Here is a 16294-nt window from a genome sequence, read left to right as displayed (position 1 = left end):
CGGCATGCTGAGGCGCTTGTCGGCGATCTTCGATCTGTTTCTGCTGGCTCTGGCCACCACCGTCGCGATCGCCTCCCTCTTCCCCGCCCACGGCGATGCCGCGAAGGTGGCGTCGCTGGCCGCCGAGTCCGCGATCGCGCTGCTGTTCTTCCTATACGGCGCCCGACTGTCGCCGCAGCAGGCCTGGCACGGCGTGCGGCAATGGCGTCTGCACCTGCTGGTGCTGGCCACGACGTTCGTGCTGTTCCCGCTGCTGGGGCTGGCCGCTCGGGCGTTGGTGCCCTCGGTCCTGACGATGGACCTCTACAACGGCCTGCTGTTCCTGTGCCTGGTCCCGTCGACCGTGCAGTCGTCGATCGCGTTCACTTCAATTGCGCGGGGCCACGTTTCGGCCGCAATCGTCAGCGCGTCGCTGTCGAACATCCTCGGCATCGTGCTGACCCCGCTGCTGGTGGTGTTGCTGATGAACACCAGCGGCGCGGTCCACGTGGACGCCAGTTCAATCCGCGACATCGTCATGCAGCTGTTATTGCCGTTTGGCGCCGGCCAGCTGGCACGGCCCTGGATCGCGGGATTGATCCGCCGCTATGCGGCGGTGCTCAAGGTCGTCGACCGCGGATCCATCCTGCTGGTCGTCTACACCGCCTTCTCGATGGGCGTGGTCGAGGGCATCTGGTTCAGTGTCGACGTCTGGCGCTTGATCCTGGTGGCCTTGGTCGCGACGGGACTGCTCGCCATCGTGCTCGTCGCCACGACACTGACCGGCCGAATCGCGCGACTGGACCGCGCCGATGCGATCGTGCTGCTGTTCTGTGGCTCGAAGAAGAGCCTGGCGTCCGGGCTGCCGATGGCGCTGGTGTTTTTCCCCGGCAACATCGTGGGCCTGACGATGTTGCCGCTGATGATCTTCCACCAGATCCAGCTGGTGGTGTGCGCGGTGATCGCCGCCAGGCTTGCGCGGGAAGCCGACCAAACGCCGGCACCGTCGCAGGTGGGGGAGGAGCGCTAGTTTCGGCTGACGTCGATCGGGTGGGTGGCCAGCAACGACAGGGGCAACGGCTGCCGGCGCAACACCTGGCCCCACAGGTCTTCCTTCGCCCCGACGAGAACGTCAGACGGCAACGCGGACAACACAATCCAGTCATCGCGCTCGATCTCGCCCTCGAGCTGACCGATGGTCCAGCCCGAGTATCCGGCGTAAATCCGGACACCCTCGACCAGCGGGGCGATCAGATCGGGCTCGGCGTCCAGGTCGACCATCACGATCCGTCCCGCGACATGTCGCAAACCCGGCACCCCTTGCGGGTCCGCCCCGATCCTCAGCGCCGCCAGACACAGGGCGGCATCGCGCTTCACCGGCCCCCCGATGAACATCGTCTTCGGCTTGGCGGCGAGTTTGGCCCACTGCGGCAACACGTTGTAGACAGCGGTCTCGCTGGACCGGTTGAGAACCACGCCCAGCGTGCCGCCGTCGTTGTGCTCGACGATGTAAATGACACTGCGCCGAAACGTCGGTTCGAGGAGATCGGTATTGGCCAGCAGCAAAGTACCCGCACGCACCCGCTGAGCAGCGGGTGCGATGTAGTCTTCGGGATCTTCCGGCTGGGGCATCAGTCCATCATCGCACTCCCGTAGCATCGCTCGGCACAAACAAACGCCGAGCGTAAATATTTGTAGTGTTAGTACTGCGGCGTCGCATGCGATGTCTTTGTCCAGCCCAATGGTGGAAGTCGGTTCTGTGTTCCAAACCCGGATGCGCTCGCGTGCACCCGTCGAACTCTGGCAGTCGGTACGCGCCATGCCGGATTTCCGGCGGGTGATTCAGGTGCGCATGGCGAGCCAGTTCGGTGATGGGCTTTTCCAGGCGACGGTGGCCGGCGCGCTGCTGTTCAATCCGGACCGGGCGGCCGATCCGCTGTCGATCGCGTTCGCATTCGCGGTGCTGTTCTTGCCCTATTCGCTACTGGGACCGTTCGCCGGGGCGCTGATGGACCGATGGGACCGACGCTGGGTGCTGGTCGGCGCCAATGTGTGCCGGATGGTCCTGATCCTGGTGATCGGCACAATTCTCGCGGTCCGTGCCGGCGAGATGCCGCTGCTGCTCGGTGCGTTGTTGTTCAACGGCTTTTCCCGGTTCGTGGCCTCGGGTTTGTCGGCGTCGCTGCCGCACGTGGTGCCGCGCGAGCAGGTGGTGACGATGAACTCGCTCGCCACCGCCTCCGGCGCCATCGCGGCCTTCTTCGGCGCCAACTTCATGCTGGTACCGCGATGGTTTGTCGGCGGCAGCGATCGGGGCGCATCCGTCATCATCTTCATGGCGTTGATTCCGGTGTGCGGCGCACTGCTGCTGTCCCTGCGGTTCGGCCCACGGGTGCTGGGACCGGACGACACCAAGCGGGCGATTCACGGATCGGTGATCTACGCGGTGATCACCGGATGGTTGCACGGTGCGCGCACGGTGGTGTCTACGCCGACGGTCGCTGCCGCGTTGTCCGGATTGGCGTCGCATCGAATGGTGGTCGGGATCAACTCGTTGGTGATCCTGCTGCTGGCGCACCACACGAAGAACCCCGCGGTCGGCGGGCTGGGGATCGCGCTGGTGTTCTTCGCCGCGTCGGGGCTTGGTTCGTTCGTCGCCACTGTGCTGACCCCACCGGCGGTGCGGCGCTGGGGACGCTACACGGCCGCGAACGGCGCCTTGGCCGCCGCCGCGCTGGTCCAACTGGCCGGAGTGGGGCTGACACTGCCGGTCATGGTGGGCTGCAGCTTCTTCCTCGGCATCACCGGCCAAATGATCAAGCTGTGCGCCGACTCGGCGATGCAGATGGATGTCGACGACGCGCTGCGCGGCCACGTGTTCGCGGTGCAGGATGCGCTGTTCTGGGTGTCGTTCATCGTCTCGATCACGGTGGCTGCGATGTTGATCCCCGCCGACGGGCACGCACCGACGTTCGTGCTGTTCGGTTCGGCGATCTACCTGGCCGGGCTCGTCGTACACAGTGTCGTCGGCCGGCGCGGTCAGCCGGCGACCAGTCGCTAGGAGGTCAAGATGGCTGATGCTGGGCCGATGGTGGCCGATCTGCGTGCCGAAAGCGACGATCTCGACGCGCTGGTGGCGCCGCTGGCCGCGGCGCGCTGGGCCGACCCGACGCCGTCGCCGGGCTGGAGCGTCGCACACCAGATCGCTCACCTGTTGTGGACCGACCGGGTCGCGCTGCTGTCGGTCACCGACGAGGCGGGGTTCGCCGAGGTGCTGGCCGGCGCGATGCAAAACCCCCTCGGCTTTGTCGACGCGGGCGCCGAGGAGCTGGCGGCCACGCCACCGGCGCAACTGCTCAGCGATTGGCGAGCCACCCGGGGCCGACTGCACGACGCGCTGCTCACCGTCGACGAGAGCCGGAAGCTGCCGTGGTTCGGGCCGCCGATGAGCCCGGCGTCGATGGCCACCGCACGGTTGATGGAGACCTGGGCGCACGGACTGGACGTCGCCGATGCGCTCGGCGTCAAGCGGGCGCCCACCGCGCGACTGCGCTCGATCGCCCATCTGGGGGTGCGCACCCGCGATTACGCGTTCGCGGTGAACGAGCTGGCTCCGCCGGCCGAGCCGTTCCTGGTCGAGCTGCGTGCGCCCGGCGGCGACGTCTGGTCCTGGGGTCCGGCCGATGCGGCCCAACGAGTCACCGGTGCGGCCGAGGACTTCTGCTTCCTGGTCACGCAGCGCCGGCCGCTGAGCGCTCTCGACATCACCGCACACGGGCCCGACGCACAGCGGTGGCTGGAAATCGCGCAGGCATTCGCCGGCCCGCCCGGGCCCGGTCGGTAGCCGAGAGGGCAGGCGCCGCTAGCTAGGGATCTTGTCCATGATCGCCTTAGTTATTGTTGCCGGCTTATCGCCAAGGTCGTAATCACAAATCTGGTTGTCGATGACTATGTTGGCTTTACTCGCCATGACGCGGGAGCAATCCCAGAATTTGGTTCCCTCGACATGCCGAGGCAAGGTGATCATTCCGCCTGTGTCGCTTGTCTCGCCGAACCTCCACGTTGGACGCCTTGCCCCATCCGAGAAAACGGCGGTGAACTGGAGTCCGTTGCATTTGCGCCATTGATCCGCGGACTTAGCCACGAATGCTTGGGCGGCGAGCGAATCGGCGAACGATAAAACTCCCTGATCGACGCCATGTTCGGGCTTTAGAGGCTGAGGTTCATCCGTCTCCTGCTCAATGAATGCCCGCATGCCGCTGCCGTCGTAGGACGCGGCCATCCCGTTGAAATAAGCACCTATGCATTCCGGTGGCTTGAAGGTCCCGCCCTCAAGGCCAGCCGGTTGCGTGACAGTCTTTTCGACGACCATCTTCGGGCCGCCCATTATGTCGCGGATTTCGTCGAGACTAAGCAACAGTTGCGCCACATTTGCATCTTGCACATGAGCTGGCGCCTTAGATCCGGTAGATGGCGATGATGCGGGACCGATCGAGGGTGTGCCACTGACTGGATGTCCTTCGAGTGTGGCGGTGCAGCCGCCCACAACAACTATCGCGACCGCGGCTGCGCCTGCCAAGGTCCAGCGTCCCATAGGTACGGTCCCCCATCTATGTGCTCAATATTTATTGTGCCCGGGACGCGCACGCATCAGCTCGAATCATCGAAAGCGAATCCGTCGGCGCGCTTCAAGGCTGGCCAATCTTGTCTGCAATCTTGCTCACGATGGTCCCAGCCAAGTTGGCCACGTCGTTTCCGCAAATAAGCACGTCTATCACGACGTTGCGGCGGACCGCCAAACCTCGCTGACAGCTGCCACCGCCGGCCATTTTCAACGAGATTCCGAGCGTGCCGTCGACAATGTCCGCCTTTCCGAAGGTCCAGTGCTGTGGCGATACATTCGGGGGAGTGACGGTGAATGACCGCCCGCTGCAGGTCATCCAAGCATCGTTCTGGGCGGCGAAAAATTTCTGTGCAAACGCGGTCGTTGAGAGTCCTACGACCGCCTGGACGATGCCCTGCTGCCAAATGTCTACATCTACCGGCCGAAGCTTTTGCGCCGCAACGCCATCCCAGCTGGTGCCGGTGTAAACACCGACCTCAGCAGGTAACCATGCGCTGACACAATCCCCGTCGGACATGCTCGCCGAGTCATTGAATAGCTTGTCGGACACAGCGCCAGGCCACACGGCTGGTCCCGACGTGATGGCCCTGGCCTCGTCGGCGGAGAGTAACAGTCCGCTCAGCAATGACGCCGGTATGGTCGGCGCCGGGACCTGCGATGAGGACGCAGCACTGGAAGTGGTTGTCGCAGAGACATTATGGGCAGGCCGACTAACCGTTATCGCGATGACCGCGACCGCGACAGCCACCAGGACAGCGGTCGCGGCGCCCATTAACCGGATGCGGTAACGAGACTTCGGAAGGAGTGGGGGCAGTCTTGGGGACCGCGGCGGTGGATATTGGGCTGATCGCTGGGCAGGGGTGATATCGCCGCGCGGACCACCCCGCCGCCAAGGGCTGGCACTGACACCAGAACTGATGCTTGTATAGGGACTTGCGTGCTCTCTGGGTACCGGGCTTCGCGGTACCCAGAGAGGTGTTGTCGCGGCGTCTAGGGCGCGGCTGGTCGCCTCTGCGAGTTCCTCCGCGGACTGGAAGCGGTGACCCGGGTCTTTGGCCATCGCTCTGGCGATCACCTGGTCCAGCTGTGGCGGAAGCTGCGGGTTCAAATCGGTGACTCTCGGCGGCGGCTGCATGAGATGCGCCATCATCACCGCTGCCATCCCATTGTCGGCCGGGAAAGGAGTCCTGCCGGTAAGCATGCGAAACAAGGTGCAGCCCAGCGAATACAGGTCCGCTCGCCCGTCAAACGGGTGGCCCGAGAGAACTTCAGGCGCAGCATAGGACACCGTCGCCAGCACCACGCCTGCGCTCGTCAATCCGCCAGTGCTATCGAGCGCTCGGGCAATACCAAAGTCTGCCAAAAGAACCCGTTCATGCCGAGCGGTCGTATGGGTCGACAATAAGATATTCGCCGGTTTGATATCGCGATGGACCACATTGTGGTCGTGGGCGTAGTCGAGCGCCTTGCCCACCTCGCGCACGATGTGGATGGCGCGTGCCGGGGTCATCCCACCCGCGTTAAGCGCGGCATCGGCGTCAATGCCATCGATGTACTGCATCGCGATCCACAACTGGCCCTCAAACTCACCCCGTCGGCGGATCGCAACGATGTTGGGGTGGTCCAACATCGAGGCAACGTCGGCCTCACGCTGAAATCGAGCACGGAAATCAGGGTCGCGCGACAGCTCGGGCGATAGGATCTTGAGCGCGTCGCTGCGCGGCAGATCCGGATCGCGGGCCAAATACACGACGCCCATGCCGCCGGCGCCAAGTACGCGTTCGATGCGATAACCGGCAACCAACGAACCAATGGTCACCATGGCGCGCGGGCCCGTTGAACACAAAGGTCAACGGCTGAATCCACTGTGTGCTCGTCGATTACGCGCGGCGCGATCATGCTTTTCCGACGTACACAGGCGGGTCTTTGCTCATGTCGACGAGGCTATTCACTGTCTGATTCATGGGGAAATCCGCAGGGCCTGGGGGCCCAGTGGTCGCTTCAGCGCTGAACGTGTACTGCACGATGCCCGTGACGTGGACCAGCATCCGGCTCGGGTCGAGCTCGTAATTCATATTCACGGAATCCTCCCGCCGCACCACCTGAATCGTCTCAGGCCTGTATGGCCGGCCGTCCACCGAATGTGTGAGACAAGGGCAGCACTCTGGAGGCGCGACACGACCGCCGCTGTAGCAGTAGCGGGTGCGGACCTCAAGGGCGGCTTGGACTGCTTGCCGACCCGCATCATTGACGGTCACGATCGGTTGAACTGCCGGGCGGGTTGCTCCGTCCGTGAGCGCCTCTAAGAGCATCGGCTGAGTTTCGCCACGGATGTCGACGAACTTGTTCGCCGAAGACATCAGCGGGAGTCCAGGAAAAACCTCGACAGGGCTTGTACCCTCTGTCGGAACACCGTCTATCGCAACTGCTTTCAGCGACTCATTAGCAGAGCCCGGGTCGCCGATAGCAATCGAGACTGTGGTCGTGTCCAGCTTCCAATGGCCCTGCACTTTGTGCAGCCCAATCACCGTCCGCGACGGGATTGGACCGAAATTGGCGGATATGACGAGCCGCTGCGCGTCACCGGCGTGGCCCGGGTCCGTACCCGGCTCGTTCTGGACTGCGATGTTGTTGATCGGCGTGGCAGCAAGCTGGCGATGCAGGGCCTGATCGGTGAGCAATCGCTCGTCGACCGGCCGGGCAGCGCTGAGAGACAATGCGGTGCGGGCGTCGCCGACCGCCAAGGCCTGGAGGTAACGTTCTGCAACCATCTGCGGAGTGTCGGGGTATCCCGCCTCCGCGTGGCCAGCCTCGTTGGCAGTTTTGTTGGCGGCGAACGTCGCGACCAACGTGACGAGAGCCGCAGCTGTCAGGAGTGAAACAACCATTGAGAGGCGGTGTTTGGCGGCCTGTGCCAACCCTCCGGGGACCAAACTGTTCCTCCGGGGAGCCCGCCTGAGTGACCCGATAGAGAACCCAGCAGCCCCTCTCGGCGTGAGGTCGTCGGCGCGGCCGGGAATTGTCTCTCGCAGCGCTTCGGCGAATTTGGTACACGAAGCGAACCTTCGACGCGGATCTTTCGCCAACGCGCGCTGCAGCACCTCGTCAAGTGCAGCTAATTCAGGGCGCAGCAAGCCGATTCGGGGCGGCGGCGCGGTGAGATGTGCACTAATCACGGCAACCGCATTGGGGTTGGGGAACAATGACACGCCGGTGAACAGGTGGTGCGCGGTCGCTGCCAGCGCGTATTGGTCAGCCCGCCCATCGATTGTGTTACCCATCAACTGTTCTGGTGCTGAATAGGCAACCGTTCCGACCGTCATGCTGGTGACGGTCAATCCCGTTACATCATCTACGTTGCGGGCAACCCCGAAATCGGTCAAGAGTGTGCGGGTTACGCTCCGATCATCCGGGTTGGTGATCATGATGTTGGACGGCTTGATATCACGATGTAGCAGGCCGTGCCGATGGGCGTCATCAAGCGCATCGGCGATCGCGGTGACAATCGCGCTCACCCATCCAGCTGGCATGCCCGATCCGTATTGCCCAGCGAGCAGGCGGCCACAATCTGCACCATCGACGTAATCCATCGACATCCACAATTGACCGTCGTACTCGCCGCGGTCGTGGACTGCGACGAGGTTCGGATGCCACAACGAGGAGGCCAGATCGGCTTCGCGGACAAACCGCTCCCGGAAATCTCCATCGGCAGAGATATCGGCACGCAACACTTTCAGCGCCTCCAGGCGGGGCAACCTAGGGTGCTTGACCAGATACACATCCCCCATACCGCCGCTGCCGAGGAGCCGCAGGACAGTGAATCCCGCGAAATCCTCCCCCAGCTCCGGCGGCATGGGCGCATATTACAAGGACGGCTCTTGACCTGCGGCGTTCCCGCCAAAATGGCAACGCGGGTCGCTAGTATTCACCCATGCCGTTGATCAGCGGTAGTTCGTTCGCCGGCTATACCGTCTTTTCGTTGTTGGGGGCCGGCGCGATGGGCGAAGTGTATCTGGCCGCGCACCCCAGGTTGCCGCGCCAGGATGCCCTTAAGATCCTCAACGCGCAGTTGACGGATCAACCCGACTATCGGGAGCGGTTCGTCCGTGAGGCCGATCTAGCCTCCTCGCTGTGGCATCCACACATTGTGGGCGTGTATGACCGGGGCGAATTCGATGGGCATTTGTGGATCGCGATGCGCTACGTCGACGGGATGGACACCCGCCAGCTGCTAAGCGAAGCGTTCCCATCCGGGATGCCTGTCGTCGATGTAGTCGCGATCGTAGCCGGCATTGGTAGCGCCCTCGACTACGCCCACCAGAAAGGATTGCTGCACCGCGACGTCAAGCCGGGCAATATTCTGCTGACCCGCCCACAAGGTGGCAAGCAACGAGTCTTGCTGACCGACTTCGGCATTGCCCGCAATCGCGATGAAATCAGCGGGCTTACGCAGACAAACATGACCGTCGGAACGGCGGCCTACTCGGCTCCCGAGCAACTAATGGGCCACCCCATCGACGGGCGGGCAGACCAATATGCGCTTGCCGCAACCGCTTACCACCTGCTCACCGGCTCAACGCTTTACCCGAACGATAATCCGGTCGCGACCATTAATTCACACTTGACCAAACCGCCGCCGCGGATTAGCACGATCCGACCCGAGCTCGCCTCCCTAGACGAGGTCCTGGCCTTGGCACTAGCAAAGAATCCGCGCGACCGGTTCGCCCGATGTGTGGATTTTGCCAACGCGTTGAGTGAGCGGATCTCACGTCAGACGGGATTCCATCTCAGCAATAACGACTTGACATTGCCGGCGCCGGTGGCTGTGCGGAATCCGCTGACCGCTGGGGGAAGAGAAGGGGATGGCTCGTGGCGGCGCCGACGACGCGTCGTAGCGGTAACCACGTGCGCACTATTGGTAGCTGCAGTAGTCATCGCGGCCGTAGCACTACCAAAGATCAACTCGCCCAGCAGCGGTCAGCATGCAGAGGCTGTGCATCAAGATGCCCGCGTCGTGGCGCAGCAATATTTGAAAGCCCTCGCGAGCGGCCAAGCAACGACAGCGTTGGAAGTCGGTGCTCGTCAGCCGACATCCACTCAATTTCTTACGGCCGCGGTGCTAAGGCGTGAGCTTGCGGCTGCACCGATTACCAGCCCCACCGTTACTAGCGGACCATCTGGCGGCGTTTCGGAAAGCGCCACGGCCGACCGGGCCATCATCGCGGCCCAGTTCGGCGACACTCCCTCCCAAGCAAGTGTCTGGATGCACAAGAAGTCGGACTCGTGGCGGCTCGACATCACCACCGTCACCGTGCCGCTAGGCCTACCCGGCGTGCAGAATGAGTCGCTGAAGGCTGTCTCGGTCTGGGGTGTGCCAACAAACGGTGCAGATTCGATCGTCGTTTTTCCTGGCGTTCTTCAAATTTCGTCGTCCAACCGATTTGTAGACATCACCTCACCCCCCATACCGGTACTGCTTGACAAGCTGTCTGCCGATGCGCCAGCACCTACGGTCCGGCTCTCGGTCGTCCTAAGTGATGCGGGTCGTGAAAGCATCAATACCGCCACAGACATCCGCACACGGCAGTGTTTTGCGGATCCGTCGATTGCCAATTGTCCACATCAGCCGGACGGCAGCCCCCTGCCCACCATGCCGACAACGCCGACGCCCGTTCGCTTTACAGACATGAACTACAGTTTCGATCCGTTGACCATGCAAGTATTGGTGACCGGCACCGGGTTCTGGATGTCCCGCCGTCCTGACGACGTGAAAGCCTTCATCAATAGCATCTGGGACGTCAGCAAGGATCCCCCTGTCTGGGTGCGAGCAGGGCCAGCCCGTTGAGCGTGACTGCTTATTGGCAGGGGTTTCCGAACCGCCCGACAGGTCGTCAGGTCTCGTCGGGCGGTTCGCCGCCGCCCACGACGACACGAGCACGGGTGACGTCCTTGTCGGCCTGGCCTTCCTTGCCGTGCCCGAGCATCCCGGCCGGAGACATCGGCATCGGCGAGCCACCCATGCCGCTGCTGGTCGGCGAGGTAGGCGGGCGCAGCTCGGACGCATTCAGCACTCCGGCGCGCAAGCTGGTCGGCCGCCCGCCGGTTTCGGGCTCGAAGCTGCTGGTGGGGCGGGTGTAGCTGGTCATACCGGCACCCGGGAAACCGCCGCCACCACCCACGCCGCCACCTCCGGCCGCGCCGCCAAGCGGACTAGTCGCTCCGGCCAGCATGGCCGGCTGGGCGGCGGCCCCGGCTGCTCCGGCATTCCCCGCGCCGGCCGAGGAGAACGCGCCCGTCAGCGACTGCATCAGCCCTTGCGGCATGCTGGCCATCCCCTGGAACGCATCCATCGGCGCCTTGACGACCTCTTGCAGCTGGCCGGTCAGGCCGGAGATCATCTGCAGCGGCTGCTGCATCATTGAACTGAGCTGGCTCCCGCCCTCGGCGGGCGCCGCCGCCGCCTGGCCCGCACCCTGCGTCGCCTGACTCCCTGCCTGCATCGCGCCATTCATCCCACTCTGCGCCGCCGCCTGCGCCACGGCCGACGCGGCCGCCGCCGGCGCTGCCGGTGAGGCGCCCATCGGTGCCAGGGGTGGTGGAACGGCCAACGCCGCGACGAGTGTGGCCAGCGTGCTGGAGTACGCCCAACCGATGGCCGAGTTGGTCGGCCAGTGGTGCCCGTAGTACTCCGCGTCCCGCTCACCCATGGGCATGGTGTTCTGCCCGAACCAGTTGGTATGGGCCAGCACGACCCACTCGAACCGGTTGGTCGTCGACACGACGGACGGGACGACCGTGGACCGTGCGAGCATGAATGCCTCGACCGCGGCCGTCGTGACGCCGATCTTCTCGGCGGTCCAGCCCATCAGCGTTTGCAAGCCGGCGTTGAGACCGGTCGAGGTCATCATCGAGGCGATCGCGCCCACGCCCTGCCAATGCGCCGCGGTGGCCACCGCGTTGGCGCTGGAAAGACCTGCCGCGACTCCGTTGTTTGTGGTCTCGGTGACCCACACCGCATTATTGGCGAGGACCGATGCCGGATTGCCCGCCTCGAAGATCTGAGCGACGATCTCGGGTGGACCGTTGAACCTGGGGTCGGCCATACTGGCTGCTTAAGGGGAGATGGCACTCGCGGCCGCGTTGGCCACATCGGTGCCGACGCCAGTGGCGGACGCAAGACCCTGCGCGCCCGCGAAGGCGGCGCGTTGCCCGGCGTGCTCGGCCGCGGTCGCCAGATAGGCCGCACCGGCTGCGTTCAGGGCGGCGGCGAATTCGATGGAATCGGCGTCCGGGGCCATCGGCAGCACACCAACCAGCGCTGCCGAGCCGGCCGACGTGGTAGCCGCCATCTCCTGGCTGAGTGCTCCTTCGGTGGCAGCCGACAAGTCGACTGCACCCGGCACCATGTCAAACAGACCGCTCATTTGTGACCCTCCGTATTTGCGAATGCCCGGTTTCAACCGTGAGGGGTATACCCCCTTTTGGCTGGCTCCCCACCAGGCAAGTTGTGTCCGTCGAAACATCGCGGAATGGACCGATTCTATGGGGGTCTTCTGCAGCTGTCGATTCACCTTTTCGGCACCCCTGGCCGATCCGGTGGATTCGGGCTATTCCGGTGTTCCTACCAGGACACCTTCGATCACCCCATCGGTGGTGACGAGCAGGCCGCGCCCCGGCGGTAGCTGCTGGGCGCTGACCCTGGCGAACACCTTTACCGTCGCCGGGTCGTTGTCCATGAATAGGGTCGGCGCTCGCGAACTCGTCATCTTCTGCAGGAATGGATTCGTCACCGAGACCCCGGCCCAGTTTCCGGGCAAGCGCGACGCAATCACGTGCAGGCCTATCTCGCGGCTGCGCTCGATCAGCCCCCACAAGGGAGCGCTGGCACCCGCCTTGCCGATCGCTCCGTGTGGGCGCAGTTCCTGCTCGTCGTCGATCAAAAGGAAATGGTGCGGGCCCTCCCACGTGCTGCGGCTCAGCAACTCTTCTTGACTCAGACCGGAGGGAGGAAGCCGGTCGCGCATCAGCGCCGCCAACTCCTCTATGACGGTGTCGATGTCGTCGGCGGTGTAGGCGTACGCCCGTACGTGTGGTCCCCGAATTTTGCCGATCAGCGACGTCTTCGGGTCGATGATCGTGATCTGCGCCTGCTCGGGACTAAACCGGCTCATGACCGCCTGACCGAAGGCAGCCAGGGTCGTCGTCTTGCCGCACAACTGGCGGCCCAGCACCAGCATGCTGGGCACCGTTCGCGTCGGTAAATACGTTGGCTGCAAAGCACTTTCGCCGATGGCGAAGGGAACATTGAACGGGTCGGCCGCCACATCGGTCTCCGCGAACGCCGCGATGATCTGGGCGAGCTGAATCTGTTCGGGCAACCGCGCCAGCTTCTCCAGCCTGCCGACGCCGGTCACCTCGGCAATGACCGCACCAAGTTGCCGGGTCGGCACCCGTTCACCGGTGGCTGAGACGATCTCCGGTACGCCGACCAGCAACTCGTGGCCCTCGCGGGTGACGCCGAACCCGGGTCGATCCAGCGTGTTGCGGGCGGCCTTTCGGCGCTCGAGGCCCTCGCCCATCTGGGTTTCATCCGGGTTGCTCAGCCGCAGCTGTATGCGCGCATTCGACACGTTGACCAGCGCCTGCTTTTGCCCTACCAGCCACGCCGTGGCGGTCGTCGCGACGTGGACCCCGTACGAGAGGCCCTGGCGTGCGATCGACACCACGCGGTCTCCCATCGCGGCGTCCTTGTCATACAGGTCGCTGAAGTTGTCGACGACAAGGAAGACGTCGCCGAACTTATCGGCCGGATCAGTGCCGCCTTCCCGCTCGGTGCCGAATCGCCGTTCCCGGAACTCGGAGATGTCGATCTGGTACTGCTTGAACGCTGCCTCGCGCGCGAGGATCAAGCCCTCGATCGACGCGACCGTCCTCGAGACGCCTTCCTTGTCTGTTTGGCTGACGACCGATGCCACGTGCGGCAGCTCCTCCACGGGGTACAGCGAAGCCCCGATGCAGAAGAACGTCACCCGCTCAGGCCGATACATCAATGCGGCGGAGGTGATCAGGGACATCAGCGTGGTCGATTTGCCGCGCTGGGCGGTCGCCACCACCATGATGTTGTCCATCTCGGCGTCGATCGCGTGCACCCGCTGCGCGTGGTCTTCGGGGATGTCGACGACGCCGACCGGGAACACCAGACCGGGGTTGTCGCCGTAGTCGACGTACCACGGCTTGCGCCGCCAGCTCGCCACCAGCACGTCCATCGTCTCACTGACTTCCAAAGGCGGCAGCCATATTTGGTGAGGCGGACGCGCGCTGTGCGACATCAGCGACTCGCGGATCACATCGACCAGCTTCTTCTTCCGGAACCCGTCGGAGTGGAACAGGAATTCGTCGGGCTCCTCGGGCTCGTCCGCGACGGCCAACGCTTCGCTGTCGGCTTCACTGAGCGGCTGGTAGGCCCAGGTGAGCGCACGTGGCTGCGAAAAGCTCATCGCCACAGTCTTATTCACGTTCACCGCCCGCTTTGGTACCACGAATGGGGCGGACACATAGAAGCACCGGAACTGCTCGAGGTCGCGTGGCCCCACCTTGAGCAGGGCGTAGCCGTTCTCCTTGGACGGCAGATGCAGGGCCGCGTCGCTACCGATCACGTCGCGGGAGTCCTCCGCGGTCTCCGCACGCAGGGCCACCCGAAAAGCGATGTTGCTCTTAACCTTACTGAGCGACGACAGATCCAGCCGCTGGCCGCCGAGGGTGAAGAAGACATTACAGCCGCGGCCCTCTTGCCCGATGTGGATGACCAGATCGATCCATTCCGGATGATGAATGAACAATTCGAGGTATTCGTCGATGATCACCAGCAGAATCGGTACGGGCTCCAGGTCGCGGCCGGCGAGGCGCATTTCCTCGTACTCGTTGGCGTCGCGGGCACCGGCTTGGTTGAAAAGGCGGTAGCGCCGCGCGATCTCACCGTTGACGGCCTTGCGCATGCGCTCGGCCAGATGACGGTCGTCCTTGCCCAGGTTGGACAGCGAACCCGCGACGTGGGGGAACCCCTGTAAATCCTGGGCCGCGGATTCGAACTTCATGTCGACGAAAATCACGATGAACGTCTCGGGGGAGTGCGTCAACGCGATCCCGGTGCATAGCGACAGGAAGTATTCCGATTTGCCGGAACCGGATGTCCCGATCACCACCGAGTGAAACCCGAAACCGCCAAAGTCTTTGGCGCGCAGGATAATCTGTTGCAGCTCACCGCCTTGCTTGACACCCACGGGCATCATCGCCCATTTGTGGTCGCCGCGACCGCGGCTCTCGCCCCAGAGTCGGTCGACGTCGAGTTCGCGGGGGTCGCTGATGCCCAGCGCGCGCAACAATTCACCGCCTTGGCTGTCGGTTTCCGACAGGTCTCCGGCGCTCATCGGGGACCAGCGGGCAAGTGCCCGCGCGTACCGGTTGGCGGTGCTTTCGGCGAGCATGTCCGCGACGGCGTAAAACGTGCCGCGATGGATCAGCCTGCCTTCCCGCAGCGCGAAACGCTCACTGTCGTCGCTGAATCCGACGCCGAGACCGGCCCGGGTGGCCAACCGCAACACCGTGATACCGGCCATGCCCTTCTGCCCGGTTACGCCCTCCCATTGCTCGGGGGTGCCGACATTGTCGTCGACAATCACCCAGTGCGGTCCCAGCGCCAGACCGGGGCTGGACTCGATCGGCGATGGCATGGATGTCGGACTCATGCCGACCGGCGGTGTCCACGGTCCGCGGCCCTTGCGGTGCAGCTCGGCGTCGAGCGCCTCTTCCAGTTCGGTCGGAGAGGTGAAGATCAATCGCCGCAGTCCGCAGGCGTCGAACATCTCGTCGTGCTGGTTGTGCGGCAGCCACACCAGCCATGACCACAACTCGGGGTGGCGGGTGACCACCATGACTTTGAGATCGCTGGGGCTGTGATAGACGGCCAGCGAGCAAAGCATCGAACGGGCCAGGCTGTGCAGTTCGCCCGGATCATCGCCGACGAAGCTGAAGCCGGGTTTGGACCGCAGGCTCAGCACCTTGCCGATTCCGCGGATCTTGCTCTGCTCGAGAATGAAATCCCTTAGCGCACCACCGGTTACGGGTTCGAGTTCTTCACCGATCGGAACGTCGGGCCACTGCAGTGACACCGCGGATTCGCTGGCTTGCTGAATCCCGATCCCCAGCCGGACGTCGAGGAAGTCCGGGTCCGCGGGGCGCCGCTCCCACATCCGCGGCCCACCGATCACGGTGTCGAGCTTCTGCGGATCGCCATGTACGAACAACTGGCTGCGTCGCTGATCCTGAGCGGCGCGTTGCACTTCGTCGCGGTCCTCGTCGAGCTGACGCAGGTAGGCCCGGCGTTGCTTTTCTTGTTCACCCCAACTGATTCGGCGGCCGCGTCCCAACCGCCCGCTGAACATCAGCGTGCCGAACCCAACCAGACCGATCATCGGGAAGAAGCCCGACTGCAGGGATCGAATCCCCGACGCGTACATCACCACCAGCGTGCCGATGATCCCGACGAGCAACGCGGGAACCGCGATCATCAGCAGGATGTTGCGGGGCTCACGCTCGGGCAATGCCAGGGGTGCGGCGACGGCAATACGCACCGGTGGAACACTCGGCGCGGGCTTACGGCGGCCGCGGACGAAACCTCGTTTGGACATCGTT

Annotated in this window: 9 protein-coding genes and 2 pseudogenes; 4 read left to right on the top strand and 7 right to left on the bottom strand. The window is 64.0% G+C overall.

From position 1 onward, the window contains the following. Positions 1 to 4 precede the first annotated feature (4 nt). Complete coding sequence (locus AAHS21_RS09810; RefSeq protein WP_342927463.1) at positions 5 to 1009, top strand: bile acid:sodium symporter family protein; 1005 nt, start codon at positions 5 to 7, stop codon at positions 1007 to 1009. Here the strand turns inward: AAHS21_RS09810 and AAHS21_RS09805 are convergent. Next, positions 1006 to 1614: a YqgE/AlgH family protein gene (locus tag AAHS21_RS09805; protein WP_342927515.1), complete on the bottom strand. Its 609-nt coding sequence runs from the start codon at positions 1612 to 1614 to the stop codon at positions 1006 to 1008. The two genes, AAHS21_RS09810 and AAHS21_RS09805, sit on opposite strands and share 4 nt — an antisense overlap. Positions 1615 to 1702: 88 nt before the next feature. Here AAHS21_RS09805 and AAHS21_RS09800 point away from each other — a divergent pair, with 88 nt between their 5' ends. After that, positions 1703 to 3040, top strand: a complete 1338-nt coding sequence (locus AAHS21_RS09800; RefSeq protein ID WP_342927462.1) for an MFS transporter — start codon at positions 1703 to 1705, stop codon at positions 3038 to 3040. Positions 3041 to 3049: 9 nt separating this feature from the next. Then, complete coding sequence (locus AAHS21_RS09795; protein ID WP_342927461.1) at positions 3050 to 3823, top strand: TIGR03084 family metal-binding protein; 774 nt, start codon at positions 3050 to 3052, stop codon at positions 3821 to 3823. Positions 3824 to 3841: 18 nt separating this feature from the next. Here AAHS21_RS09795 and AAHS21_RS09790 read toward each other — a convergent pair whose 3' ends face one another. From AAHS21_RS09790 to AAHS21_RS09780, 3 genes and pseudogenes are all read right to left on the bottom strand, one after another. After that, the gene (locus AAHS21_RS09790; protein WP_342927460.1) at positions 3842 to 4408 is read right to left on the bottom strand and encodes a sensor domain-containing protein; all 567 of its coding nucleotides are present in this window, start codon (positions 4406 to 4408) and stop codon (positions 3842 to 3844) included. Positions 4409 to 4667: 259 nt separating this feature from the next. Continuing rightward, the gene (locus tag AAHS21_RS09785; RefSeq protein WP_342927459.1) at positions 4668 to 6425 is read right to left on the bottom strand and encodes a serine/threonine-protein kinase PknH/PknJ; all 1758 of its coding nucleotides are present in this window, start codon (positions 6423 to 6425) and stop codon (positions 4668 to 4670) included. A gap of 1207 nt (positions 6426 to 7632) precedes the next feature. After that, a pseudogene (locus AAHS21_RS09780) lies at positions 7633 to 8457 on the bottom strand (serine/threonine-protein kinase); the annotation flags it as partial. 77 nt (positions 8458 to 8534) lie between these two features. On the opposite strand from AAHS21_RS09780, the pseudogene AAHS21_RS09775 reads away from it, so the two are divergent. Next, positions 8535 to 9368 (top strand): annotated as a pseudogene (locus AAHS21_RS09775) (serine/threonine-protein kinase); the annotation flags it as partial. A gap of 1126 nt (positions 9369 to 10494) precedes the next feature. Here AAHS21_RS09775 and AAHS21_RS09770 read toward each other — a convergent pair. From AAHS21_RS09770 to eccCa, 3 genes are all read right to left on the bottom strand, one after another. Continuing rightward, on the bottom strand, positions 10495 to 11706 hold the full coding sequence (locus tag AAHS21_RS09770) for a PPE domain-containing protein (protein ID WP_342927458.1): 1212 nt from the start codon (positions 11704 to 11706) through the stop codon (positions 10495 to 10497). 9 nt (positions 11707 to 11715) lie between these two features. Continuing rightward, positions 11716 to 12027, bottom strand: coding sequence for a PE family protein (locus AAHS21_RS09765; RefSeq protein WP_342927457.1), 312 nt, complete (start codon positions 12025 to 12027; stop codon positions 11716 to 11718). Positions 12028 to 12210: 183 nt separating this feature from the next. Beyond that, complete coding sequence (gene eccCa, locus AAHS21_RS09760) at positions 12211 to 16290, bottom strand: type VII secretion protein EccCa (protein WP_342927456.1); 4080 nt, start codon at positions 16288 to 16290, stop codon at positions 12211 to 12213. Positions 16291 to 16294 lie beyond the last annotated feature (4 nt).

The organism is Mycobacterium sp. 050272 (genome assembly GCF_039023525.1).
Classification (GTDB): domain Bacteria; phylum Actinomycetota; class Actinomycetes; order Mycobacteriales; family Mycobacteriaceae; genus Mycobacterium.
Note: the sequence above shows the minus strand (reverse complement) of the source record. Positions and strands in the feature narration are given on the sequence as shown.